Origin of the sequence: Ruminococcus sp. AF17-12, from assembly GCF_003479245.1 — a bacterium.
GTDB classification, from domain to species: Bacteria; Bacillota; Clostridia; order Lachnospirales; family Lachnospiraceae; genus Blautia_A; species Blautia_A fusiformis.
Window position 1 is genome coordinate 79172 of the sequence record NZ_QUGY01000006.1, and the last position, 25350, is coordinate 104521.

The 25350-nt window shown below is 43.8% G+C and carries 21 protein-coding genes; 17 read left to right on the forward strand and 4 right to left on the reverse strand.

Annotated elements, in window-relative coordinates:
- Positions 1–212 precede the first annotated feature (212 nt).
- Complete coding sequence (locus DWW77_RS08315; RefSeq protein WP_118608495.1) at positions 213–1145, forward strand: DUF5688 family protein; 933 nt, start codon at positions 213–215, stop codon at positions 1143–1145.
- Between the two features lie 163 nt (positions 1146–1308).
- Here DWW77_RS08315 and DWW77_RS08320 read toward each other — a convergent pair whose 3' ends face one another.
- From DWW77_RS08320 to DWW77_RS08330, 3 genes are all read right to left on the reverse strand, one after another.
- The gene (locus tag DWW77_RS08320) at positions 1309–2103 is read right to left on the reverse strand and encodes an ABC transporter ATP-binding protein (RefSeq protein WP_118608496.1); all 795 of its coding nucleotides are present in this window, start codon (positions 2101–2103) and stop codon (positions 1309–1311) included.
- A gap of 2 nt (positions 2104–2105) precedes the next feature.
- On the reverse strand, positions 2106–3020 hold the full coding sequence (locus DWW77_RS08325) for an ABC transporter permease (protein WP_022427133.1): 915 nt from the start codon (positions 3018–3020) through the stop codon (positions 2106–2108).
- Between the two features lie 89 nt (positions 3021–3109).
- On the reverse strand, positions 3110–4087 hold the full coding sequence (locus DWW77_RS08330) for an ABC transporter substrate-binding protein (RefSeq protein ID WP_044960660.1): 978 nt from the start codon (positions 4085–4087) through the stop codon (positions 3110–3112).
- A gap of 226 nt (positions 4088–4313) precedes the next feature.
- Between DWW77_RS08330 and DWW77_RS08335 the strand changes: the two genes are divergently transcribed.
- The 16 genes from DWW77_RS08335 to DWW77_RS08410 all read left to right on the forward strand — a co-directional run bounded on the left by DWW77_RS08335 (position 4314) and on the right by DWW77_RS08410 (position 23975).
- The gene (locus tag DWW77_RS08335) at positions 4314–5078 is read left to right on the forward strand and encodes an N-acetylmuramoyl-L-alanine amidase (protein ID WP_044960663.1); all 765 of its coding nucleotides are present in this window, start codon (positions 4314–4316) and stop codon (positions 5076–5078) included.
- A gap of 144 nt (positions 5079–5222) precedes the next feature.
- On the forward strand, positions 5223–5816 hold the full coding sequence (locus DWW77_RS08340; protein ID WP_021650371.1) for a YdcF family protein: 594 nt from the start codon (positions 5223–5225) through the stop codon (positions 5814–5816).
- A gap of 208 nt (positions 5817–6024) precedes the next feature.
- Positions 6025–7749, forward strand: coding sequence for a hypothetical protein (locus DWW77_RS08345; protein WP_118608497.1), 1725 nt, complete (start codon positions 6025–6027; stop codon positions 7747–7749).
- A gap of 50 nt (positions 7750–7799) precedes the next feature.
- Positions 7800–8150 carry a TIGR04086 family membrane protein gene (locus DWW77_RS08350; protein ID WP_021650373.1) on the forward strand — a complete coding sequence of 117 codons (351 nt, stop codon included), beginning with the start codon at positions 7800–7802 and terminating at the stop codon, positions 8148–8150.
- An 82-nt stretch (positions 8151–8232) separates the two neighbouring features.
- Entirely contained in the window at positions 8233–8373 is a 141-nt protein-coding gene (scfA, locus tag DWW77_RS08355; protein WP_015524633.1) for a six-cysteine ranthipeptide SCIFF, read from the forward strand.
- Positions 8374–8522: 149 nt separating this feature from the next.
- Positions 8523–9881: a thioether cross-link-forming SCIFF peptide maturase gene (gene scfB, locus DWW77_RS08360; RefSeq protein ID WP_059086868.1), complete on the forward strand. Its 1359-nt coding sequence runs from the start codon at positions 8523–8525 to the stop codon at positions 9879–9881.
- A gap of 15 nt (positions 9882–9896) precedes the next feature.
- Positions 9897–12320 (forward strand): protein translocase subunit SecD, encoded by a 2424-nt coding sequence (secD, locus tag DWW77_RS08365; protein WP_118608498.1) that lies wholly within the window; start codon positions 9897–9899, stop codon positions 12318–12320.
- A gap of 166 nt (positions 12321–12486) precedes the next feature.
- Positions 12487–14205, forward strand: a complete 1719-nt coding sequence (gene recJ, locus DWW77_RS08370) for a single-stranded-DNA-specific exonuclease RecJ (RefSeq protein ID WP_118608499.1) — start codon at positions 12487–12489, stop codon at positions 14203–14205.
- Positions 14206–14407: 202 nt separating this feature from the next.
- Positions 14408–14932: an adenine phosphoribosyltransferase gene (locus DWW77_RS08375; RefSeq protein WP_118608500.1), complete on the forward strand. Its 525-nt coding sequence runs from the start codon at positions 14408–14410 to the stop codon at positions 14930–14932.
- Positions 14933–15075: 143 nt separating this feature from the next.
- Entirely contained in the window at positions 15076–17340 is a 2265-nt protein-coding gene (locus DWW77_RS08380) for a RelA/SpoT family protein (protein WP_353616931.1), read from the forward strand.
- 22 nt (positions 17341–17362) lie between these two features.
- Positions 17363–17992, forward strand: coding sequence for an MBL fold metallo-hydrolase (locus tag DWW77_RS08385; RefSeq protein ID WP_118608501.1), 630 nt, complete (start codon positions 17363–17365; stop codon positions 17990–17992).
- Positions 17985–19493: a coproporphyrinogen dehydrogenase HemZ gene (gene hemZ / locus DWW77_RS08390; RefSeq protein ID WP_330672033.1), complete on the forward strand. Its 1509-nt coding sequence runs from the start codon at positions 17985–17987 to the stop codon at positions 19491–19493. Before DWW77_RS08385 ends, hemZ begins: the two co-directional genes overlap by 8 nt.
- Positions 19494–19514: 21 nt before the next feature.
- Positions 19515–20150, forward strand: coding sequence for an HD-GYP domain-containing protein (locus tag DWW77_RS08395; protein WP_330689549.1), 636 nt, complete (start codon positions 19515–19517; stop codon positions 20148–20150).
- On the forward strand, positions 20083–21336 hold the full coding sequence (hisS, locus tag DWW77_RS08400) for a histidine--tRNA ligase (protein WP_118608503.1): 1254 nt from the start codon (positions 20083–20085) through the stop codon (positions 21334–21336). Before DWW77_RS08395 ends, hisS begins: the two co-directional genes overlap by 68 nt.
- Positions 21337–21413: 77 nt before the next feature.
- Positions 21414–23213 carry an aspartate--tRNA ligase gene (aspS, locus tag DWW77_RS08405; protein ID WP_118608504.1) on the forward strand — a complete coding sequence of 600 codons (1800 nt, stop codon included), beginning with the start codon at positions 21414–21416 and terminating at the stop codon, positions 23211–23213.
- Positions 23214–23219: 6 nt separating this feature from the next.
- Positions 23220–23975, forward strand: a complete 756-nt coding sequence (locus DWW77_RS08410; protein WP_173753132.1) for a sulfite exporter TauE/SafE family protein — start codon at positions 23220–23222, stop codon at positions 23973–23975.
- An 84-nt stretch (positions 23976–24059) separates the two neighbouring features.
- On the opposite strand, the gene DWW77_RS08415 is transcribed toward DWW77_RS08410, so the two are convergent.
- The gene (locus tag DWW77_RS08415) at positions 24060–25193 is read right to left on the reverse strand and encodes a hypothetical protein (protein WP_118608505.1); all 1134 of its coding nucleotides are present in this window, start codon (positions 25191–25193) and stop codon (positions 24060–24062) included.
- Between the last annotated feature and the right edge of the window lie 157 nt (positions 25194–25350).

Here is a 25350-nt window from a genome sequence, read left to right on the forward strand (position 1 = left end):
CAAATCTGAAAACTTCTATTATACTTGTCCATACAGCAGGCAACTCAAATTCAGCAGAGAAATCTGCTCTCTGCAATTCTACAGTGGAAGTTCTTTCCACAGAAATATCTAATCATGTTATCAGATCAGAATCATTTTGTGCGTCGTTGTGAGAGCGCACAGGATTTTGTCAGGACATTCGTCCGCTTTGTTTCACAGAAAGGAAATTAAATATGGAAAAAAGTTATGAAACTTTTGTCACGGACCTGAGAAAGCTTCTTCTTGCGGCTATGGACCTGAAGGAAGAAGAAATTTATTTTTCAAACGATGGAGAAAAATATGGCTGTTTGGGAGATAGGCTATTTGTAGAGAGTGGTCATATGGAAAAGGCAAAAACAGTCTGCGGGTTGCATACAGAAGAACTTTATAAAAGGTACTGTCAGGAACATTCTTTTGAAAATATCGTTCATGATTGTGTTAGGGAGATAAAAAAAGTCAGTGAAAATTGTGTGCTATGTGATTTGGACGATCTGAAAGATTATGAGAAGATAAAAAGCAGACTTTTTATTCGACTTCTGAATGCAGATAAAAACAGGACTATACTGAAGGAGTTGGTTCATCACAAAATCGGAGATATTGCTTTAGTGGTTTATTATCTTGCAGGAGAAAAAGAGGGATATGTTCTGAGTGCAAAGATCAAGAAAAGCTTTGTGGAGAAATGGGGAAAAGATGCGGATACTGTTTTCGAAGCTGCTCTAATAAATACATATTTTATCAGTCCACCAAGAATCTATCATTGGGAAAAAATGCTGTTTGATAAGACATATGAAGGAGATAATTTCATGGATATCCTTGGAACATACCATCCAAATAAAGGGATTGCCGGGAATTGCCTGAGTACAGAAAAGCGTACTAATGGAGCGGCAGCAATCTTTTTGCCCGGGGTAGCCAGACGTCTTTCTGAACTTCTGGGGACAGACCTGTATCTGGTTTTTACCAGTGTTCATGAAGTAATGGTCCATAATGCGGATGTGGTTTATCCGGAAGATTTGAAAGAAGTTCTAAGTGATACGCTCGAGAAAGCAACTCCGGAAGAGGATTATCTGACATCTTCCATTTATCGATACAGCAGAAGGAGTGGTGAATTCTCTGTGGAATTGAAATGAGCTAAAGAGAGGTGACATATGGAAGTGCTTTGAGTTTATCGTTATTTGGGCATTAGAACAGAAATTAAGGCCGGAATCCATCATAAAGAATGAAATTCCGGCCAGGTTCTTTCCATGTGTTATGCTGTTTGTCTAACTATTATAAGAGTTCTTTTTTTGTGGTTTAGCTGAGAAGTGCGGAATCGTTGGAAAATTCTTCACCGCTGGCTTCTTCGAATTTGTCCAGGAGATCTTTGACTGTAAGCTTTTTCTTTTCTTCGCCCTGGATATCCAGAATGATCTTTCCCTCCCACATCATGATCAGACGATTGCCGTGAGTGATTGCATCACGCATGTTATGGGTGATCATCATGGTTGTCAGATGATCGCGGTTTACGATCATGTCTGTGATCTCGAGAACCTTGGCTGCAGTCTTCGGATCAAGAGCAGCAGTGTGCTCATCCAGAAGAAGAAGCTGAGGCTTCTTTAAAGTTGCCATCAGAAGTGTCAATGCCTGACGCTGGCCACCGGAGAGGAGTCCGACTTTGGAAGTGAGCCGGTCCTCAAGACCAAGACCGAGAATCTTCAGGAGTTCGTGGTATTCTTCCCGTTCCTGGCGGGTAATGCCCGGACGGAGAAGGCGGGATTTTCCGCGGCGTTTGGCAAGAGCGAGATTTTCTTCAATTCCCATAGTTGCAGCAGTTCCGGTCATAGGATCCTGGAATACACGGCCAAGATACGCGGCTCTTTTATATTCGGAAAGTTTTGTGACATCGGTTTCACCGATAATGATCTTTCCGGAATCTACAGGCCAGGCACCTGCAACTGCATTCAGCATAGTGGATTTTCCGGCGCCGTTTCCTCCGATGACTGTAACAAAATCACCTTCGTTCAGATGAAGATCCACGCCGTTTAAAGCAACCTTTTCATTGATAGTGCCCGGATTAAATGTTTTATGTATATCGATCAGTTTCAGCATGATCATTTACCTCCCTGTTTGGCTTTTGTAAAGTATTTGCCCTTCCAGTATGGGAAAGCAAGGAACAATGCAACGACGAGTGCGGAAAGCATTTTCAGAAGGTCTGTATCAATTCCCATCCAGATAACAATCTGAAGTACCAGATAATAAAGAATAGAACCAAATACAACGCTTAACAGCTTCAGTGCAAAGTTGCGGAAAATACGGCTGAAGATCGCTTCACCGATAATTACTGCAGCAAGACCGATAACGATAGAACCACGTCCCATGTTGATATCTGCAAATCCCTGGTACTGTGTGAGAAGAGCGCCGGAAAGAGCAACAAGTCCGTTGGAAAGCATCAGTCCCAGAACCTTATTGCGGTCTGTGTTGATACCCTGTGCACGGGACATGCTTGGATTACATCCGGTCGCACGCAAGGAACATCCGAGTTCAGTTCCGAAGAACCAGTAAAGGACTGCAATCAGAATGATGATCATAATTGCTACGATAAAAAGCGTATTCTGTGTCAGAGCAACACCTTTGACACGTCGAAGGGATACCAGAAGATTAAATTTATCAACATTGATCGCCTGGTTTGCTTTTCCCATGATCTTCAGGTTGATAGAATAAAGGGAAAGCTGTGTCAGGATTCCGGCAAGGATAGCCGGGATGCCCATAAAGGTATGAAAAATACCGGTGGCAAGACCGGCCAGAAGTCCGGCTCCTGTTGCAACCAGCATGGACACCCATACATTGTGTCCGCTGAGCATCATCATGATACAAACAGCGCCGCCTGTACATAAAGTTCCGTCAACGGTAAGATCCGCAATATCAAGAATGCGGAATGTAATGTACACACCGATCGCCATGATTCCCCAGATAAGCCCCTGTGCGGCAGCTCCTGGAAGTGCGGTTATTAAACTCATAATCTGCATGTTAAATTATCCTCCTCTTTTTTATGCACGAACAGCGAGAAGGGGAACTCCCTTCTCGCTGTATCAGTGTATAATAGGTTTTTTACCGATTATTCAGCTGTTTTATCTGTTTCGATTGCTTCATATCCATCCGGAATTTTAATACCAAGCTCGTCACAGATGTCTTTGTTGTATTCTTTTGTGAATTTTGGTGCATATTCAATCGGCATTTTGGAGATATCTTTACCATCCTGAAGGATGCTGACTGCCATTTCGCCGGTTTTGTATCCAAGATCATAGTAGCTGATGGAAAGTGTTGCAACACCACATGCCTGGCAGATACCTTCTTCACCAGCGATTACCGGAACCTTTGCCGGAAGACAGATGTTGTTGATGATCTCAGTATTGGATGCTACAGTATTATCTGTAGGTGCATAGATCACATCACTGTCATTGGCAGCTGTGGTAACAACGGATGAAAGATCGTTGGAATCAGAGAATGCATAATCTTCACAGGTATAACCAAGCTTCTCAAGAGCATCTTTTACTGTATCTACCTGATACTGGGAGTTTGGCTCTGCTGAGCAGTAGAGAAGTCCGACATTTTTTGCATCCGGGAAAAGCTCATGGAGCATATCGGCCTGCTCATCAAGAGGAGCAAGATCAGAAGTACCGGAAATGTTCCCGCCTACTGTTCCGTCAAAGTCATCGATTCCGAGAGCGACACCATATTCGGTAACGGCTGTTCCAAGGATCGGGATATCGGAAGTTCCGGCAGCTGCAGCCTGAAGAGATGCGGTTGCGTTTGCAAGGATCAGGTCTGCCCCTTCTGAAACAAAGCTGTTGATAATGGTAGAACAGGTATTAGAATCACCCTGTGCATTTTGCTCGTCAAATTTTACGGAATCACCCATCTTTTCAGTGATGGCATCCTCAAAACCCTTAGTTGCGGCATCCAGTGCGTCATGCTGGACCAGCTGGCAGATACCTATTGTGTAAGTCTTTTCTTCTTTGGCGCTTACTGTGGCAGCACAGGTTCCTGTTACAAGAGCTGCTGCGAGTACAGCTGTTAAAATACGCTTTTTCATATTGTTTTCCTCCTCACGATGTTGCTGCATTTTTGGATTATTTAAAAATACAACACTGATTGTGTTAATATAACACTTTAACGCTTAAAAGTCAAGAAGAATTAACGTGAAAATATGTTGAGTAAACAGATCCGGAAAACAAAATAAAGCATGAAATGAAATGCAGGCACAGGAAAAAACATACAGTCATATCATATTGTGAATGAAATTCTCAAGGAGAAAGAACATGGCATATAAAATCGTTCTGGATGCCGGACATGGTGGAGAAGATCCGGGTGCTGTTTATAAAGATCGCAAGGAAAAGGATGACAATCTGAAACTGACCCTTGCAGTAGGAAAGATCCTGGAAGAGAATGGCGTGGATGTGGTTTATACCAGGACTACAGATATTTATCAGACTCCTTTTGAAAAAGCGAAAGCTGCAAATGAAGCTGGAGCAGATTTTTTTATTTCTTTTCATCGCAACAGCAGTTCCAAGCCGGAACAATACAATGGAGTTGAAGTACTGATCTATGATAAGAAAGGCATTAAATATCAGATGGCACAGAATATCCTGGGAGCATTGGGAGAACTGGGGTTTCGGGAACTGGGCGTAAAAGAACGTCCGGGGCTGGTAGTGCTCCGGCGCACAAAAATGCCGGCACTTTTGATCGAGACCGGATTTATAAACTCGGAAAAGGATAATCAGCTTTTTGAAAAAAAATTCGAAGAGATTGCCAGAAGCATCGCAGATGCCATTCTGGGAACATTGAATGAGGAAACGGTGGAAGAGCCATTGTATTATCGGGTACAGACAGGAGCATTTCGAAATCGGGAAAATGCAGACAGGATGTTGTATCAGCTGACAGATCAGGGATTTCCGGCGTTTATCCTGAGAGAGAATGATCTTTACAAAGTTCAGGTAGGAGCATATATGCAGCTTGGAAATGCGGTCAATATGGAACAAAGGCTGAGGGACAGTGGATATAGCACAGTGATCGTTACAAAATAGAAAACAGATGATCTGTTAGTGCATCTGCCACGAAAGAGTGATATGATTAGGCAATACAGAAAGCTGGATAAGGGATACCTGTCAGATAAATATCTTTTGATCCGGGATTTAGCTGCAGATGGTAAAGAAAGGACATAGAAAATAATGTACGAAGAGTTTCTGAAACAGATAGAAGATTTCATGTTTATAGAAGATAAGCCGGAAAAAGCGGATGTGATCTTTGTTCCGGGAAACGGATATCCTCAAATGGCGGAAAAAGCAGCGGAGCTTTACAGGAATGGGTTTGCACCAAAGATCCTGCCCAGTGGAAGATACAGTATCACAGCAGGGAGATTTACAGGAGTTCTTGACAAGAAAGAATGTTATTGTGGGACATACAAAACGGAATGGGATTTTTTGAAAGATGTTCTGATGCAGAATGGTGTACCGGAAGAAGCGATTCTGAAAGAAGATCAGGCAACCTACACTTATGAGAACGCAATTTATTCCCGGCAGGTAACAGACAGAGAATACCTGGATATCAAAAAGGCGATTCTCTGCTGTAAAACCTGTCATGCAAGACGTGCGTTGATGTATTACAAGTTGCTTTATCCGGATACGGAATTCTTTGTGAGTTCGTGTTGTGTGGATTCTATAGATAAAAATACGTGGATTATGACAAATGATGGAATTGATGAGGTAATGGGGGAAATAACTAGAATAATTAAACAATTTTCATTGATGCTCAAAAAAAATTAATTTAGGGGTGTCGTAAAAAAAAGAATTGTGTTATAATGCATTTGACGAAAAAAAGAAATATCTGTTACGAAAGATTAACAAGATATTAATTTTTGGAGAAATATTGGTTCGAGCGCATGTTACATGCGTTCGATATTTTATATAACTGAATTTTTTGACAAAAGGCAAATATGAATCTTAGATTTTGAATATAGAGGTGCAGATTATTATGAAAAAGAACACAAAGAATACATTTAGCAGAAGCTTTTCAATACTGGCAGCAGCGGCATTATCCATGACACTGATCGGAGGACAGACCTTTCCGGCATATGCGGAGAACTCTTCAGGTATAGAATCCGGTGCTGTGATCCCGGATAATATAACTATCGACAGCCCTACAGCTCTTGCTAACATTGCGCTTCCATCTAATGCGTATGGAACTCTTTCCTGGGCAGATAGTTCTTATGTTCCGGACAAACGTGTACAATCCTGTGGGGTAGTATTCAAACCTGCTGCAGGGGCTGACCTTTCAGGGCTTCCAGGGTGGGACAGTAATTCAGGAACACTTACAGGTTCCGTGACAGTTGTGGTCAGCAGCATTGACAGTACAGAGGAAAATTCCGGAAGTGAGGAAAGTTCCGATTCTTCTGATTCAGATTCAGGAGAATCCTATGGAACCGATGATAAAGAGGAAAATGGAACCGACGTCAATGAGAGTGATGCAGATACTTCTGTAAAAGAAACAGAGGACAGCACTGCAGAGAATGAGGAGAAGAACGAAGGTCTGCAGGATGACAGTGCCCAGGAAAATAAAGAAGATCCGGAGACAACAGGAAAAACGGAGCAGTCTTCTTCAGATTCTTCAGATACAACAGATGCAGCAGATGCCAGCGGAGAGGAAAAAAGGGATCCGGAGATAACAGAAGCTCCGGAGGTAACAGCTGCACCATCTGAGGATAATAAAACTCAGGATGGGGAAGAAGCAGAAGCTGTGGAAACTCCTGCTGTAACGATGACTCCGGCGGCAGAAGATGGTATGGATCCCGATGCAGCATCTGAGAATAGAGACGATGAGAATCATGAAAAAAATAACGATGCTGAAATTACCGCGATCCCGGAAATTACGGAGACTCCTGATACTGAAGAAAACAAGGATAATATTTTTGACAGGAAAGATGATACAGAGGATAAACGCCCTCAGAATGCAGCTACCGATCTGACAGAAACAGAAAAAGAGGAAATTGCGTCTCAAAATCATACCTGTGATGGAATAACTGTATCAGGAATCGAGCTTCCGTGGTATGTACAGTTTCGTGTTTCTGGTGGTGAGGACTATCAGTTTACCAATGAAGAAGATGCAACAATCTTTAAATCCTATGAGTTTGAACTCTGGGATACACAGAATAATACAGAGTATAAAATTCCGGATGGGGAGTATATCAGTGTGACTGTACCTGTAAAGGCAGGCTATACATATTCGATTGAACACCTTCTTGATAATGGCGCAATGGAGACCATCATTCCAAGCATGGATGGTGATACAATGACTTTCAGTACACATTCATTCAGCCCATTTGGCATCGCTGGAAGTAAATCTCTGGTAGGGCCAGATGCTGAAAGCAATACCGGTGCAACGGTTACACCTGCAGCTGATGCTTCATCTTCGGATACTGCATCTTCAGGTACTGCAGATTCTGCAGAAACAGACAGTACAGACACCAATACGGCAGAGACATCTCAGAATCTGACTTCAGATAGCACAGATCAGGAACAGTCTTCTTCTCAGAACAGTGATACGGCGGAGAATGAGGCTGAAGAACAGTCTTCTGCAACAACATCCAAGAAACAGGTAAATACCGGAGATAACACTCAGATCCTTCCGTTTGTGATCTTGTTTGTGGCAGCGGCAGTTGTAGCTGGTGTAGCAGTGTTTTTTAAGAAAAGAAAGAAGTAATGAATAAGAGAAAAAGCTCTCCCATATAATGACTGTGGGAGGGCTTTTTTATGAAGGGAAAAGCAATATTACGATCATTGCTGCTAGCCTATGGAGTGACAGGACTTTTTCTTCTGATACTGGCGTTTCTGCTCTTTCAGTTTGAATTTGGAGGAGGGACGGCGGCGGTGGGGATCATTATTATTTATGTAGTATCCTGCCTGGTCGGAGGTTTTATGGCGGGAAAGATCATACGGAAAGACCGATATATATGGGGGATCGTTACCGGGCTTTCCTATTATGTTCTGCTGCTTCTGGTATCTTTTCTGGCACAGGGGAAATGGGATATGACCTTTGCCCATGCGTTGACTACTTTTTTCATGTGTCTTGGTGGCGGAGCCATTGGTGGGATGCTGTCGTAAAAGCTTACAAAAAAATGCTTTGAAAATCGATGATTTTATGCTATACTAGGCGAAGAATAGAATACATAAAGGAGGATATATCATGGAACATATCAAGACATTAAATACAAAGAACCTTCAGAACACGGTTAAGAAGGGTGGATGTGGCGAATGTCAGACATCCTGTCAGTCTGCTTGCAAGACTTCCTGTACAGTAGGAAACCAGAGCTGCGAGCATAAATAAGAAGCAGCCGTTGAATGAGTGGAAAGCAGCGGGAGATCCGCTGCTTCACTTGTTTTATCTGAAAGTAACAGGTATCCAGCAAAACGCGCCGGAGGGCGCGTTTTGTCGGGTTATAAAAGAATTTTAGAAAGGATTGCGGGAAGATGAGTCTGATTCACCGTTATCAAAGTAATGGATATAATATTGTGCTGGATATCAACAGCGGCTGTATCCACCTAGTAGATGAAGTAACCTATGAGGTGCTGCCGTATCTTGAAGAAGGCATGGAAGCGGCTGCCATTGCTGAGAAGCTTGGCGACCGTTTTAAGAAAGAGGATGTGGAAACCTCTGTAACTGAATGTAAGAAGCTTCAGGAACAGGGAATGCTTTTTACAAAAGATATTTATGAGAATATCATTGATGAATTTACCAAAAACCGCCAGACCGTTGTAAAGGCTCTTTGCCTTCATATTGCTCATGACTGTAATCTGGCATGCAGATATTGTTTTGCAGAAGAAGGAGAGTATCACGGAAGACGTGCGCTGATGTCTTTTGAGGTAGGAAAAAAAGCGTTGGATTTCCTGATCGCTAATTCCGGCTCCAGAAAGAATCTGGAAGTGGATTTCTTTGGCGGCGAGCCTCTTATGAACTGGCAGGTTGTAAAGGATCTTGTGAAATACGGAAGAGAACAGGAGAAACTTCATAATAAAAAATTCCGCTTCACACTGACAACCAACGGCGTTCTTTTAAATGATGAGGTGATGGAATTCTGCAATAAGGAAATGGGAAATGTTGTCTTAAGTGTGGACGGTAGAAAAGAAGTTCATGACTACATGCGCCCGTTCCGTAAGGGTGCAGGAAGCTATGATCTGATCATGCCGAAATTTGAGAAATTTGCGGAATCCAGAAATCAGGACAAGTATTATGTAAGAGGAACTTTTACTCATCATAATCTTGATTTCTCTCAGGATGTTCTGCATCTGGCAGATCTTGGCTTCAAGCAGATTTCTGTTGAGCCGGTCGTGGCAGCAGATACAGAAGAATATGCGATCCGTGAGGAGGATATCCCACAGATCCTGGAACAGTATGATATTCTTGCAAAAGAAATGATCAAAAGAGAAAAAGAGGGAAAAGGATTCAACTTCTTCCACTTTATGATAGACCTTACCGGTGGTCCGTGTGTATACAAACGACTTTCCGGATGCGGCTCAGGAACCGAGTACCTGGCTGTTACTCCGTGGGGAGATTTTTATCCATGTCACCAGTTTGTGGGTGAGGAACAGTACCTTATGGGTAATGTAGACGAGGGAATCACAAAGCCTGAAATCGTAAAAGACTTTGGAAGATGTAACGTCTATACGAAACCGGACTGTAAAGACTGTTTTGCCAGATTCTACTGCAGCGGCGGCTGTGCGGCAAATGGTTACCATTTTGGCGGAGATATCCGGGGGAATTATAAGATCGGATGCGAACTCCAGAGGAAGCGTGTGGAGTGCGCTATCATGATAAAAGCCGCTTTGGCGGAATAAGAGAGGAAAAAGAAAATGAAGAAAAGTAGAGGAATTGCAGTGCTGCTTCTGACAGCAATTGTCACAGTATTCTTCTGCTATGTGGCTGCGGTAGGCATTGGTCCTACAGGAACAGGTTCGGCTAAGAATATCAACACCGGACTTGATCTTGCCGGCGGTGTCAGCATCACATACCAGGCTAAGGACAGCAATCCGAGCAAGGAAGACATGTCCGATACTGTTTACAAGATGCAGCAGCGTGTTTCTCAGTACAGTACTGAGGCACAGGCATATCAGGAAGGCTCCAACCGTATCACCATTGAGATTCCAGGAGTATCAGATGCAAATGCGATCCTGGAAGAACTTGGAAAGCCAGGTTCTCTGTATTTTATCGATCAGACAGATGCAGACGGAAACCAGAATTTTACAACAGGAAACAGTGAGAGTGGATACGTTCTTGCAAGAAGTATTGAGGATATCCAGAAAGCCGGATCTGTTGTACTGGAAGGTACAGACGTTGCAGACGCTGAGGGAGGTGCTTATCAGGATTCATCCACAAGCTCCCAGAAATATGCAGTCAGTCTGACTCTTACAAAAAATGGAAAAACCAAATTTGCGGAAGCTACCAAGGCAAATGTTGGAAAGCAGATCGCAATCGTATATGACGATCAGGTTTTAAGCGCTCCGAATGTAAATGAGGAGATTTCCGGCGGAAAAGCTCAGATCACCGGAATGGCAAGTACAGAAGAGGCACAGAATCTTGCTTCTTACATAAGAATCGGTTCCTTAAGTCTTGAGCTTACCGAGCTTCGTTCCAGCGTAGTTGCTGCACAGCTTGGTGAAGAAGCCATCGCAACAAGTGTAAAAGCCGGAGCGATCGGTCTTGTGATCGTTATGCTGATCATGATCATCGCATACCGTATCCCAGGTCTGGTTGCATCTGTTGCACTGGTTCTTTATACAACCTTAATGCTGATCACACTGAATGCCTTTGATATCACCCTTACGCTTCCGGGTATTGCAGGTATCATCCTGGGCATTGGTATGGCAGTGGATGCTAATGTTATCATCTACGCCAGAATCCGTGAGGAGATCGCGGCAGGCCTTTCTGTCCATGCAGCGATCAAAAGTGGATTCAGCAAAGCATTTTCCGCTATTTTTGATGGAAACATCACAACACTGATCGCGGCTTGTGTGCTGATGTGGCTTGGTTCCGGTTCTGTTAAGGGATTTGCCTACACGCTGGCAATGGGTATCGTGATCTCCATGTTTACAGCACTGGTTATATCCAGGCTTGTTATTAATGCGGTATACGCAATTGGTGTTCGTGACCCGAAATTCTATGGCATTGCCAAGGAACGTAAGGTTGTGGATTTCGTTGGAAAGAGAAAAATCTTCTTTGTTGTTTCCATTATCCTGATCCTTTGCGGACCTGTAGGAATGCTGGTCCACAGTAATGTGATCGGTGACAAAGCCATGAATTACAGTCTGGAGTTTTCCGGCGGTACTTCTACCAATGTAACCTTCAATAAAGAGATGGATATCAAGGAGATCGATTCCAAGGTAACACCGGTTGTTGAGGCAGTGACAGGTGATAAGAATGTACAGCCGACCAAGGTGCAGGGAACCAATCAGGTAGTGATCAAAACACGTTCTCTGGATCTCAAGGAACGAGAAGCACTGAATAAGGCATTGGAGGAAAATTTTGATGTAGATACAAGTCTGATCACATCGGAGAATATTTCCGCTACTGTCAGCAATGAGATGAGAAGAGACGCTATCGTAGCGGTTATCGTAGCTGCGATCTTCATGCTTCTTTACATCTGGTTCCGCTTCAAGGATATCCGCTTTGCAAGCAGTGCAGTACTTGCACTTCTTCATGATGTTTTGGTCGTACTTGCGTTTTATGTTATTTCCAGAACATCTGTGGGAAATACATTTATTGCGTGTATGCTGACAATCGTAGGTTATTCCATCAATGCTACCATTGTCATTTTCGACCGTATCCGTGAGAATATGAGAGGCAGAAAGAAAGTTGAGGATGAGAAACTGAAAGAGATCGTAAATACCAGTGTTACAGAAACTCTGACACGAAGCATTTACACATCCCTGACAACATTTGTAATGGTTGCAATTCTTTATGTAATGGGTGTTTCCTCAATTAAAGAATTTGCAGCACCGCTGATGGTAGGTATCGTCGGTGGAGCATATTCTTCTGTATGCATCACTGGTGCTCTGTGGTACACCATGAAAACATTCAGAAAAAATCGTGTTGCAGCACCGGCAGCTGTAGCAGCTTCCGCAAAGATTTCTTCCGAGAAATCTGAGAAAAAGGTAAAACAGCCATCCGGACAGCAGACAGCTCAGCAGCCGAAGAAGAAAAACCGTAAAAGAGTTGCCGAGCGCCTTGCAGCGCAGGAGGCAGCAAAGCAGCAGAATGATGAGGAGAAATCTGAATAAAATTGCTGAATAACAGAAACGTTCCGTACCGGGAAAGAATATTTCCTGGCGGAACGTTTTTTTGTGTGGCATAAAAAACTTGCAGCTATGCAGGAGTATGAGTTACAATACGGTTATTGTGTTGCTTTGAAGAAAGAAAACGGCAAAGCATCAAGGAGGAAACAACATGGAACGATGGGTTGTTGCTGCAAAACGGGCGGATTTTGCTGCAATTGGAAAAGAGTTCGGAATTGATCCGGTGATCGCCAGACTGATCCGAAACCGGGATGTACAGGACAGGGATGAAATTCGCAGATATCTTTATGGAAAGGTGGACGAACTGGCTTCTCCACATTTGATGAAAGATGTGGATAAGGCAGTGGAGATCCTGCGGAATAAAATAAAGGAAAAAAAACGCATCCGTATTATAGGCGATTATGACATTGATGGGGTAATATCGACCTTCATTCTGATCAAAGGACTGAAGCGTGCAGGAGCTCTGGCAGATACATATATTCCGGACCGTGTGGCGGACGGATATGGAATCCATGAGCACCTGATCGAAAGAGCAGTGAATGATGGGATTGACGTAATTGTTACCTGTGATAATGGAATTGCGGCGTACAATGAAATCACTATGGCTAAAGAGAAGGGAATGACGGTGATAATAACCGATCATCATGAAATTCCCTATAAAGAAACGGAAGATGGAAGAGAACTGATCCTTCCGCCGGCTGATGCCATTGTAAATCCAAAACAGCCGGACTGTAATTATCCGGAGAAAAGATTGTGCGGAGCAGTTGTTGCGTTGAAGCTGGTGACAGCTCTCTATGAGGCATGCGGGATTCCGGAAAAAGAGCTGGAAGATTTTCTGGAATTAGGAGCCATTGCCACGGTGGGAGACGTGATGGATCTTCAGGGTGAAAACCGCATCCTTGTAAAGGAAGGCCTGAAACGACTTTCCCACACTTCTAACAAAGGTCTCCGTGAACTGATCCGTGCCAATGGCCTGGAGGATGGGCCGATCACTGCCTATCATGTAGGGTTTGTGCTGGGACCATGTATCAATGCCAGTGGAAGACTGGATACCGCTGCACGTTCCCTGAAACTGCTCTGTGCGGAGACGGAAGATGAAGCAGCAAAACTTGCTGGCGATTTGACTGCGTTGAATCAAAGCAGAAAAGCTCTCACGGAAGAGGGAAAGGAAGCAGCGATCCGTATTGTGGAAGAGACAGAAATCGGACAGGACAGGGTTCTTGTGATCTATTTACCGGACTGTCACGAAAGTCTGGCCGGAATTATTGCGGGACGTATCCGAGAAAAGTACAATAAACCGGTCTTTGTTCTGACAAAAGGTGAAACAATGGTGAAAGGCAGCGGACGTTCCATAGAAAGCTATTCCATGTTTGAGGAACTGGTAAAATGCGGAGATCTGATGGAACAGTATGGCGGTCATCCTATGGCGGCAGGATTATCTATTAAAGAAGAAAATGTGGAAGAGTTCCGCAGACGGTTAAACGAAAACTGTACTCTGACAGAAAAGGATCTGGCTCCAAAGATCCTGATCGATGTGCCAATGCCGGTTTCCTATATAAATAAGGAACTTGTGGAAGAGATATCCCTGCTGGAGCCTTTTGGAAAGGGAAATACCAAACCGATTTTTGCACAGAAGGGACTTCGGGTTTTAAGCAGCCGTATTCTTGGCAAAAATAGGAATGTGGCAAAGCTTCAGCTGTCAGACAGTACCGGCTGTGTAGTGGAAGCAGTATATTTTGGAGAAGCAGATGAATTTGTTGATAGAATAAAAAACTGTGGAAGTATTGCGGTCACATATTATCCTGAGATCAACCGTTATCAGGGAAGAGAGACCTTACAGATCGTAATCCGAAATTATATTACAGAATAACAGGAGAAGTTATCACTAAAATGCAGATCCTGACAGCGAGTAATTGACTGTAAAACAGGAAAGAAGGCTCTGTACTGGGCAATATGCAGTCCAGGGCCTGTCGTAATTCCGCGAGTTCTGTCGGGTTGCACATTGATTCCCTACAGAAAAAGTGCTATACTATCTAACATCTGATTGACAAATTAAACCATTGGAGGTTATTATGAAAAAAATAGAAGAATATGTAAGAAGTATCCCGGACTTTCCAGAGCCAGGGATTATTTTCCGTGACGTTACCAGCGTCCTTCAGGATGCGGATGGATTACAGCTTGCCATTGATTCTATGCAGGATTGTCTGGAGGGTGAGGAGTTCGATGTGATCACAGGTCTTGAATCCAGAGGATTTATCTTTGGTATGCCGATCGCATATAATCTTCACAAACCCTTTGTTCTGGTCCGCAAAGCAGGAAAACTTCCATGTGAGACCATTTCCAGAACTTACGATCTGGAATATGGAAGTGCAACGATCGAGATGCATAAGGATTCTATCAAGCCAGGACAGAAGGTTGTAATCGTAGATGACCTGATCGCTACAGGCGGAAGCGTGGAAGCAGCTATTAAGCTTGTGGAAGAGCTTGGCGGCATCGTTGTGAAAGTTGTTTTCCTCATGGAGCTTGCAGGCCTGAAAGGACGTGAGCGTCTGAAAGGCTATGATGTAGCATCTGTGATCTGCTACGACGGAAAGTAATTTTTGTCGGTGGAAGGGGATGTGAACTGTTGTAGTCATACGGCAGTATGAAATTGTGCACAGGCAGGTGGGATTTAATGGCAGAGACAAAAAATACGGAAAAACAGAACATTGAAATACAGAAGGAAGAAGAAAAAGAAAAAATGGAATCTGTCCGGAAGGCAGATGCGGCGGTAAAATCCATGCATGATTTTACAAGCCCTGAGGTCCTTTATCAGGAGCTGATAAAAAGCGTGAAAAAATATCATCCGTCTACAGATATCTCCATGATCGAAAAGGCCTATAAAGTGGCTAGTGAGGCACACAAGGATCAGAAACGTAAATCCGGTGAGCCCTATATCATTCATCCTCTCTGTGTAGCGATCATCCTTGCGGATCTTGAGCTGGATAAGGAGACCATTGTGGCAGGTCTTCTTCATGATGCAGTAGAAGATACCTGGATGACGTATGAAGAAGTGGAAAAGGAATTCGGTTCTGAGGTAGCACTTCTGGTAGATGGTGTTACCAAGCTGGGACAGCTGTCCTATTCCAAGGATAAGGTAGAGGTCCAGGCTGAGAACTTAAGGAAGATGTTCCTTGCAATGGCCAAAGATATCCGCGTTATTCTGATCAAACTTGCAGACCGTCTTCATAATATGCGTACCTTGCAGTATATGAGACCGGAGAAACAGCAGGAGAAGGCAAGAGAGACCATGGATATTTATGCTCCCATTGCCATGCGTCTTGGTATTTCCAAGATCAAGGTAGAGCTGGATGATCTTTCACTTAAATATCTGAAACCAGATGTTTATTATGACCTTGTAGAAAAAGTAGCCCTTCGTAAAAGTGCCCGTGAAGCGTTTGTCAATTCTATTGTGAAGCAGGTAAAGCAGCACATGGAAGATGCCAACATCAAGGCGCAGGTGGATGGCCGTGTGAAACATTTCTTCAGTATTTATAAGAAAATGGTCAACCAGGACAAGACCATTGACCAGATCTATGATCTGTTTGCCGTGCGTATCATTGTGGACACCGTAAAAGACTGTTATGCAGCACTTGGTGTTATCCATGAGATGTACAAGCCGATCCCGGGTAGATTTAAAGATTATATCGCAATGCCGAAAGCCAACATGTATCAGTCTCTGCATACAACACTGATTGGCCCCAACGGACAGCCTTTCGAGATCCAGATCCGTACATTCGAAATGCATAAAACCGCAGAATATGGTATTGCAGCCCACTGGAAATATAAGGAAACTTCCGATGGCAAGAAACCTGGCAAGAGCGAGGAGGAGAAGCTGAACTGGCTGCGTCAGATCCTGGAGTGGCAGCGAGACATGTCCGATAACCGGGAGTTCATGAGCCTTCTGAAAAACGACCTGGATCTTTTTGCAGACAGTGTTTACTGTTTCACGCCTCAGGGTGATGTCAAAACTCTCCCCAATGGTTCCACACCAATCGATTTTGCATACAGCGTGCACAGTGCAGTAGGAAATAAGATGGTAGGTGCCAGAGTCAATGGTAAACTGGTTCCTATTGAATATAAGATCAAAAACGGCGACCGTATTGAGATCATAACTTCCCAGAATTCTCAGGGCCCCAGCCGTGACTGGCTGAAGATCGTAAAGAGTACACAGGCTAAGAATAAGATCAACCAGTGGTTTAAGAAGGAACTGAAGGAAGATAATATTCTGAAGGGTAAGGACATGCTGAATCAGTATGCCAAGACCAAGGGCTTTAAACTAGGCATATATACCAAGCCACAGTATATGGAATCGGTAATGCATAAATATGGTTTCCGAGACTGGGATTCTGTACTGGCAGCTATCGGACATGGCGGCCTGAAAGAAGGTCAGGTGTTTAACAAGCTGGTAGAAGCCTATGAGCGGGAGCATAAGAAGAATCTTACAGATGAACAGGTTCTGGAGGCAGCTTCCGAATCACAGGAGAAGCTTCATATTGCCAAGAGTAAGAGTGGTATTGTAGTAAAAGGTGTCCATGATGTGGCAGTTCGATTTTCTAAATGCTGCAGTCCGATTCCGGGAGATGAGATTGTGGGCTTTGTAACAAGAGGAAGGGGAATCACCATCCATCGTACAGATTGTGTGAATGTGCTCAACATGCCTGAGATTGACAGGAAACGTTTCATTGAAGCAGAGTGGCAGATGCCGGACAGAGCGGATTCCGAGAAATACGAAGCTGAGATCCAGGTTTACGCAAATAATCGTACCGGACTTCTGGTGGATATCTCCAAGATCTTTACAGAGAGGAAGATCGATCTTCGTTCCATTAACAGCCGTACCAACAAGCAGGAACGCGCCACGATTTCCATGTCCTTTAATGTATGCAGCAAACAGGAACTGAATTCTCTGATCGAAAAGATCCGTCAGGTTGAAAGTGTTCTTGATGTAGAGCGAACAACGGGCTGACCCGATAAACGGAGGAATTTTTATGAGTAAACTTGAAATGCAGCAGTGTGTGCTGGGCCAGGTGTTTACCAACTGCTATTTTTTGAAAAATAAAGAGACCGGAGAACTGCTGATCGTAGATCCGGGAGACTATGCAGAAAAAGTTTTTCAGAAAGTATCTCTTATGCAGGGAAAACCGGTGGGAATCCTTCTGACACATGGTCATTTTGATCACATCATGGCTGTAAAGAAAGTGAAGGAAAAATATCAGATTCCGGTTTATGCATGCAGGCAGGAAGAAGCAATGCTGGCAGAGCCCACGATAAATATGACTGCTGTTTATGGAAGTGCCTGTTCAATTAAGCCGGATGTCCTTCTGGATGACGGGCAGATCTTCGAAGCGGCCGGATTTTCCATCCAGATGTTCCACACACCGGGACATACCAAAGGAAGTTGCTGCTATTATATCAAAGAAGAGGGTGTGCTTTTCAGCGGAGATACATTGTTTTGCGGCTCTGTGGGAAGAACCGATTTTCCTGGCGGAAGTTCTGCTGAGATCGTAAGAAGCCTTCACAAGCTTGTGGATACTTTGCCGGAGGATACAGAAGTATTTCCGGGGCATGACGCATCCACAACAATTGGTTACGAAAAGAGGTATAATCCATTTGTATAAGATTGGAATTTTGTTTCAGAACAGAGATTTTGAGCATGATGTGTATGAGCTGATCAAAGCGTTTTATCCCGGGAATGAGATCATTTCTCTTTATGAAGAGGATGATGCGGATTATGATATCCGCTTCCGGGTTTCACGTGATGAAGAAGGGTATACCATCAGTTACAACAACGGAATAGAGAAAAAAACAGCTCATGGGGCTGTGATAGAAGGGCAATCCAGTGGAGAAGCTTCGGATGCCCTTATTTCTTGCAATGATGCCCATGATATCCGCAGGAAAAATAAAGACGCGATCAAATACGCCCTGTATCAGATGCTTTCCAAAGCTACAGGCAAGAAACTTCCATGGGGGAATCTTACAGGCATCCGTCCTGTGAAAATGGCTATGGGAATGCTGGAGTCCGGAATGAAAAATACGGAGATCGCCAGATATATGAGAGATCAGTATCTGGTAAGTCCGGAGAAAACAGCTCTTGCGGTTACCATCGCAAATCGTGAGAGAGATATCCTGAAAAACATTGATTATGAAAACGGTTACAGCCTTTATGTTGGCATTCCTTTCTGTCCGAGTATCTGTCTGTACTGTTCATTCAGTTCCTATCCGCTGGAGAGATGGCGTAAATATGTGGAGGCGTATCTGGACGCTTTGGTAAAGGAAATCCGGGCTGTTTCCGGGATGATGAAAAACCGGAAGCTGGATACGGTCTATATCGGCGGAGGAACACCTACCACGCTGGAGCCGGATCAGCTTCGGAGACTTCTTGGCGCGATCACAGAATATTTTCCCTGTGAGGAGCTGGAAGAATTTACGGTTGAGGCAGGAAGACCGGACAGTATAACCTTGGAAAAGCTTCAGGCGATCCGGGAGTTTCCGGTTACCAGGATTTCCGTAAATCCACAGACCATGAATCAGGAAACCCTGGATATCATTGGTAGACGTCATACAGTAGAACAGACAAAGAATGCGTTTCATCTGGCAAGAAAAGCCGGATTCGACAATATCAATATGGATCTGATCGTGGGTCTTCCCGGCGAAGATATCACAAAAGTGCAGCATACACTGGATGAGGTAAAAGACCTCGGGCCGGACAGCCTGACCGTACATTCGCTTGCTGTGAAGCGTGCGGCAAGACTGAATATTTTCCGTGATAAATACCAGGAGATGACCTTTGAAAACAATCAGGAGATCATGAATCTGACTATGAAAACTGCCTACGAGATGGGAATGGGCCCCTATTATCTGTACAGACAGAAGAATATGAAGGGAAATTTTGAGAATGTCGGGTATTCTGAGGTTGACAAAGCAGGGATTTACAATATACTGATTATGGAGGAAAAGCAGCCGATCATCGCACTGGGTGCAGGTGGTTCCTCCAAGCTTGTGTTTGATCACGGACAGCGCATTGAGCGTGTGGAGAATGTGAAGGATGTTGTCAATTATATCACACGTATCGATGAAATGATCGAGAGAAAACGCGAGGGCATTGCAAAATGGCTGTAGACGGAAAGGAGAGACGGATCCTTGAAAAGCGTACAGAAGATAAGTGAAACTACGCAGGACCGGATCCTGGAAATGGATCTTTCCGCAGAGCTGAAACATGGGACTGTTGTCAGTAACCTTGCCTATGATGTGGCAAAGGAGCTTGGTCTTGGTGAGAAAGAATGCTATCAGCTGGCCATTGCCGGAATGCTCCATGATATAGGCAAGCTGAAGCTGGAAGGATACATTAATGGCCAAGAGCAGAATCCGATGGTCATTGAAGAACTGAAATATGTCCGCATGCACTCCACATTAGGTTATGAGATCCTGAAAGACCAGGGATATTCCGATTATGTTCTGGAAAGTATTCTTTATCATCATGAGAATTTTGATGGCAGCGGTTATCCCAGCAACAGAAGCGGAAAGGATATCCCTATGGGTGCAAGAATACTGAGAGTATGTGATGTATATGCGGCTTTGAGTATGGACAGACCATATCGGAAAGCTCTGGAAAAAGATGAAGTTTTAAGACTGATGATCGATGAGATTAAAAACTTTGACATGCAGGTGTTTCTTGCATTTCAGAGGGTGATTCATAAAGGAGGAAACTATGGCATTAAAAAAGAAACCGGTTACAGGAATGAAGGACATTTTACCGAAAGAAATGGCAATCCGTAACTATGTGATGAATATGATCAGAGAGACGTATGGAACCTTTGGTTTTTCCGCGATCGAGACTCCCTGTGTAGAACATATTGAGAATCTCTGCAGCAAGCAGGGCGGTGAAAATGAAAAGCTGATCTTCAAGATCATGAAGAGAGGCGAGAAACTGAAACTGGATACTGCAAAAACAGAGAATGATCTGACAGATTCCGGACTTCGTTATGATCTGACCGTACCGCTTTCCAGATATTATTCCAATAATGCAAACGAGCTTCCGGCTCCGTTTAAGGCACTTCAGATGGGAAATGTATGGAGAGCTGACCGTCCGCAGAGAGGTCGTTTCCGTCAGTTTATGCAGTGTGATATCGATATCCTGGGTGAGCCGACCTATCTTGCCGAGATCGAGCTTGTACTTGCAACAACAACACTTCTTGGAAAACTGGATTTCCATAACTTTACTATCCGTATCAATGACAGAAGAATCCTGAAGGCAATGGCTCAGTACAGCGGATTCCCGACAGAGAGCTTTGATACTGTCTTTATTATTCTTGACAAGATGGATAAGATCGGCATCGAGGGAGTTGCAGAGGAACTTGAGAAAGAGGGCTTTGCTAAAGAGAGTATTGACACTTATCTTGGACTTTTCCGTGAGATCACCAACGATGTTGAGGGTGTCCGTTATATTAAAGAAAAACTTTCTGATGTTCTGGATGCGGGTATTGCAGAGGATCTTGAAACTATCATCAATACTGTAGAATCTGTAAAAACAGCAGACTTCAAAATGTCCTTTGATCCTACACTGGTACGTGGAATGTCCTATTACACAGGTCCGATCTTTGAGATTTCCATGGATGAGTTCGGCGGAAGCGTCGGTGGAGGCGGACGTTACGATGAGATGATCGGTAAATTTACAGGAAATAATACCTGTGCCTGTGGTTTCTCCATTGGATTTGAGAGAATCGTTATGCTGCTTCTTGAGAGAGGCTATGAGATTCCAACCAAGAATGGCAAGAAAGCATATCTGATCGAGAAGAACATGCCGGCAGACAAGCTTCTGAACATCCTGAAACAGGCAACTGAGGAAAGAAGTGCAGGTACACAGATCAATATCTCTATCATGAAAAAGAACAAAAAATTCCAGAAAGACCAGCTGGCAGCAGATGGTTATACAGAGTATGTAGAATTTTTCAACAGAGACTGAAACTGCCCCGTCTGAAAACGGAGATAGCAGAGTAAATTAAAATGACTATGAAAAAATAGTCAGAGGAGGATAAAGAGATGGCTGAAAGCATGCAGGGACTGCACAGAACCTGCCGATGTGCAGAAGTGACCACAGAGATGGTCGGAAAAGAAGTAACATTAATGGGATGGGTGGCAAAAGCCAGAAATAAAGGAGGTCTTGTATTTGTAGACCTTCGTGACCGTTCCGGGATCATGCAGCTGATTTTTGAGAATGGCAGCATTGACGAGGAAGGTTTTACAAAAGCCGGTAAACTGCGTAGTGAGTTTGTTATTGCTGTAACCGGTACCGTAGAGAAACGTGGAGGAGCAGTAAACGAGAATCTTGCAACTGGCGAGATCGAGCTTCGTGTAAAATCCCTCCGTGTCCTTGCTGAGGCAGATGTTCCTCCATTCCCGATCGAAGAGAATAGCAAGACAAAAGATGAGATTCGCCTTAAATATCGTTATCTTGATTTAAGAAGACCGGATCTTCAGAGAAATATCATGATGAAGAGCAAGGTTGCCCAGCTTACAAGACAGTTCTTTACAGAAGAGGGATTTCTTGAGATCGAGACACCGATGCTTGGAAAGAGTACTCCTGAGGGAGCCAGAGACTATCTGGTACCATCACGTGTTCATCCGGGAAGCTTCTATGGCCTTCCACAGTCTCCGCAGCTGTACAAGCAGCTTCTGATGTGCTCCGGATTTGATCGTTATATCCAGATCGCAAGATGTTTCCGTGATGAGGACCTTCGTGCTGACCGTCAGCCGGAGTTCACACAGATTGATATGGAGCTTTCCTTTGTTGATGTAGACGATGTTATCGATGTTAACGAGAGATATCTTGCATTCCTGTTCAAAGAAGTCCTGGATATCGATGTAAAACTTCCAATCCAGAGAATTACCTGGCAGGAAGCTATGGATCGTTTTGGTTCCGACAAGCCGGATATGCGTTTCGGTATGGAACTTCATGATGTCAGTGATATCGTAAAAGACTGCGGATTTGGTGTGTTCACAGGTGCGCTTGAGAACGGCGGAAGTGTTCGTGGTATCAATGCAGAAGGTCAGGGCGCAATGCCGAGAAAGAAGATCGATAAGCTTGTTGAGTTCGTAAAAGGTTATGGTGCAAAAGGTCTTGCATACATTGCCATTGCAGAGGACGGAACCAGAAAGTCTTCTTTCGCCAAGTTTATGACAGATGAAGAGATGGATGCTCTTGTAAAAGCTATGGACGGTAAGCCGGGAGATCTTCTTCTTTTCGCAGCAGATAAGACAAAATTGGTATACGATGTACTGGGAGCACTCCGTCTTGAGCTTGCAAAACAGATGGATCTTTTAGACAAAAATGAGTATCGTTTCGTATGGGTAACAGAGTTCCCGCTTCTTGAGTGGAGTGAGGAGGAGAATCGTTTTACAGCAATGCACCATCCGTTCACCATGCTTATGGAGGAGGATCTTCCGCTTCTTGACACAGATCCGGGAAAGGTTCGCGCAAAAGCATACGACATCGTTCTTAACGGAAATGAGATTGGCGGCGGCAGCGTGCGTATCCATCAGGATGATATTCAGGAAAGAATGTTTGAGGCACTTGGCTTCACAAAAGAAGCTGCATATGAACAGTTCGGATTCCTTCTGGATGCCTTCAAATATGGAGTTCCGCCACACGCAGGACTTGCATATGGCCTTGACAGACTTGTTATGCTTATGGCAAAGGCAGATACGATCCGTGATGTTATTGCATTCCCGAAGGTTAAGGATGCATCCTGTCTGATGACTCAGTCCCCTAGCCAGGTAAGTGAGGCGCAGCTTCATGAGTTGGGACTTGACCTTGAGCCGCAGAAAGAAGAGGAAGAATAAAAGATCATGCAGCCGACAATATATACATTTCTGATCGTTTGTCCACTTGTATTTCTTGCCGGATTTGTAGATGCTGTAGCAGGCGGGGGAGGACTGATCTCCCTGCCTGCTTATCTTTTGGCCGGAGTTCCTGTACATAATGCTGTTGCCACTAACAAGCTGTCATCAGCAACAGGAACATTGATCTCAACTGTCCGTTTGTGCAAAAATAAATTTGTGGACTGGTTCTTGGTGCTTCCATGTATTCCAATGGCACTCCTGGGATCTTCCATAGGAGCTCACCTTGCTCTTATAGCCAGTGATAAACTCCTGCGTTATATGCTGATCCCGGTTCTTCCGGTGGTTGCTTTTTATGTGCTGCGCAAGAAAAATATGGATGAGAAGGGTGGTGAGATCGCCAGAAAAAAACAGATCCTGCTCTGTGCCGTATGCTCTCTTGCTGTAGGATGCTACGATGGCTTTTATGGACCAGGAACAGGAACTTTTCTCTTGCTTTTGTTTACAGGATTGGGAAAAATGAGTGTGGCAAAAGCTTCCGGTACCATGAAGGTTACCAACCTCTCTTCCAATGTAGCGGCTCTTGTTGTGTTTCTGCTCAGCGGAAAGATTGTGATCATGCTTGGAATTGCAGCGTCAGTGTTCTCAATCGCAGGACATTATACCGGCGCAGGTATGGTGATGAAAAACGGAAGCCGGATCATACGGCCTATTATTCTTATAGTCCTTGCATTGCTTTTTATAAAGATCATATCCGGAATATAAAAAAGAAGAATATAAATAACCCGTGAAGATCACGCTTTCCTGTCAGAGAAAGCAGATATTCACGGGTTTTCTTGCTTTTATCCTTTATTCGTTATCTTCGGCAGAATCTTCAGGAACCGGTGAAGCGGTAAGTGTCCCGAAGATAGCATTGCCAAGTTCGGTACCGGCATTCTCAAGCTTCCAGGATGCACCATCATTTATGAGATGGAAGGTAGCAGTAGCAGTTATGGTTGCCTGATTATTTCTGATACTGTCCAGAAGCAGTTCATGTGATTTGTTGTAACGCTTCTGGGAACCATCGATCACTGCATCAGCAGAAGCCAGATAAGTATTCAATTCTTTTTCGTATTGTGTAAGAATGGAATCACTGTCAAATGTGGTGAGCTCTGCGTCCACCTCAGCAAGATATCCGGAAACAGAGGTGCTTGATATTTTGTAGTTAAAACAGGAGTGAAACTGTTCCATAAGGGCAGAAGCAATGGCATTTTTTGCCGAATCTGAAGTGTTCAGAATGGAATCCAGCCCCAAATAATTAGCCATCTGCTGTACATCCATCTCCTGAAGTGTTTTCAGATAGACGGTAAGCGTTTCGGCAGGCGGCACAAGATCAGGATCGGACAGATAGGTGATAAGGCCACCGACCAGCTCATTTTCGAGAGAGGAGCTGTGCGTGATCTCCCAGTCAGGTTCTGAAGAAGATCCAAGATTGTTTAGTTGGATGGAAGTATTACGTTCTACAGAACTGTACGTGTTATTCTTGAGAAGCTTGTACAGGAGCAGATAACGCTGCTCCAGGGAATTCCCATTATCATTTTCTTTACCGGAGGCGGTTTCCAGTATTTCTTCCTGAAGGCTTGCAGAAACAAAATCACTGGCAAGAGTCTCAGCGTCCAGAGTAGTAAGCTTAAGCTGCGCAGAAGCATTTTTTCCGTCACTATCAACGGATATACCCAGGATTTTGTAATTGAAATTCTGAAAGAAGAGAGAAAATACTTCCTTTATATCAGCAGAAAGCTCTGTGCTGTCATCAGAATCCGGAAACAGTTCCTGATAGGATATGTACTGCATGGTTGTTTCAGAGTCCAGATTTTTAAGAAGATCCAGATCTTTTTTGATCGCCTTCTCCGCCTGAGCTTTGGCCGACTGGGAGCAGCTACATAAAAAAACTGAGAGAAGAATGATCATTAAGAAAGCCAGCAGATGTTTCACTGTCTTCATATTGTTCTTTCCTTTCAAAAAAGTTATATTATAATATTCTAGCAGATAAAGCACTGAAAGTCAAAATATCGCAAAAAAGGAGAAATTAAGAAAAATGCAATATAATTACAAATATGTTACACAGGTTGAAATCGGATTATTATGGTGCTATAATAAA